Source organism: Salipiger sp. HF18 (assembly GCF_011806505.1).
Classification (GTDB): domain Bacteria; phylum Pseudomonadota; class Alphaproteobacteria; order Rhodobacterales; family Rhodobacteraceae; genus Salipiger; species Salipiger thiooxidans.
On record NZ_JAATOS010000782.1, the window covers coordinates 1 to 1,240 of the forward strand.

The following is a 1,240-nucleotide window of genomic DNA, read 5'->3' on the forward strand; positions in this document are numbered from 1 at the left end:
GGCCGAGCTGAGGTCCTTGCGGGGCGCGGGCGCCCCTTCCTGCATTGCGATGACCGTCTCCTCCGCAGCGCGCGCGACCGACGTCACGCGCTTCTCCCCTCGGACACTGTGCAACGGGGAGGCGGCCTCGGTCAAATGCGGAGGCCCCGGTCAGTCGATGGGGGCGAGAAGGTCGGGTGCGGTCACCAGCTGGCGCACGCCGTGGCTGTGGCTTTCCTCGAAGACGTTGCCCATCGCGGCCCAGGCATCGAGCGACGAGATGTCGAGCCGGGCGCAACGGGGGCGCACCGACCATGTGACCTGCAGGGGCGAGCAGACCTCTTGCGTGTAGCTGGGCCCGGTGGTGGAGCCGCGGAACTGCACCGGGCTGCCGGTGCCGGTGGGCAGGGCGCGGGGCTGGTAGACGCCGTTGCGCATGGTTCCGAACCAGATGAAGTCGCGGAAATCGAGCGCGGTGGGATCGTTTACGACCAGGAACACCTGGCTTTCGACCCGAAGCTGCGGGTTCTTGCAGGCGTCCGAAAGGCACGAGCCCAGACCCGGCCCGGGCGCGACGTTGCAGGAGGAATAGACCCAGTGCACCTCGATCGTGTCGCCGGGCTCGACCCCTTCGAAGACGCGGCCGCCGTGATGCGGGCGCGACAGCTCGGCCGGGGAAAGGTTGCTCGACCCCGCGCAGCGAAAGCCGCCGTTCTCGCCCGAGCCCGCATAGATCGAGAAACCAGGGCCCATGTGTTCGGCGTTGGTGTGGGTGTGGATGTTGCACAGGTTCAGCTCGTCCGAAGGCGGGGCGTAGACGAAGCGCGAGGAGTTGCGGCCGTAGGGGTTCGAGATGTCGCGCGGGGTCTGCGGCCCGAAGCCCTGGCAGGTGCCGCCTTTGCCCACGGGCGCCGCGCCGTGCGGATCGGCGCTGCCATGCGCGGCGGGGGCCGGCGCGTGCCCCGAACTGTCGTGCGAGCTGTCGTGGCCGGTCGCAGCTTCGGCGGCGGCGGCGGTGAGGATCAGGGCGGCGAGGGCGGCGGAGAGGCGGTTGGTCATCGGGGCTCCGGCGGGCAAGGGGCGGAATCGGTTGCGGGGAGACTGCCGTCGAGGATTGAACAGCCGGTTAAGAGCCGCTGTTCAGTAGATCGCGTCGGGATAGGGCAGGTCTCTCTCGAGATAGTCCTTGCGCTCGGCGATGGCGCTCCCTCACGCGAGCCCGGAGAACGCCACGAGATAGAGGATGCCGCCGGCGAACAGC

Annotated in this window: 1 protein-coding gene; it reads right to left on the reverse strand. The window is 69.6% G+C overall.

Translation table 11 applies throughout. From position 1 onward, the window contains the following. Positions 1 to 150: 150 nt before the first annotated feature. The gene (locus HC022_RS26880) at positions 151 to 1,038 is read right to left on the reverse strand and encodes a delta-class carbonic anhydrase (protein ID WP_167454412.1); all 888 of its coding nucleotides are present in this window, start codon (positions 1,036 to 1,038) and stop codon (positions 151 to 153) included. Between the last annotated feature and the right edge of the window lie 202 nt (positions 1,039 to 1,240).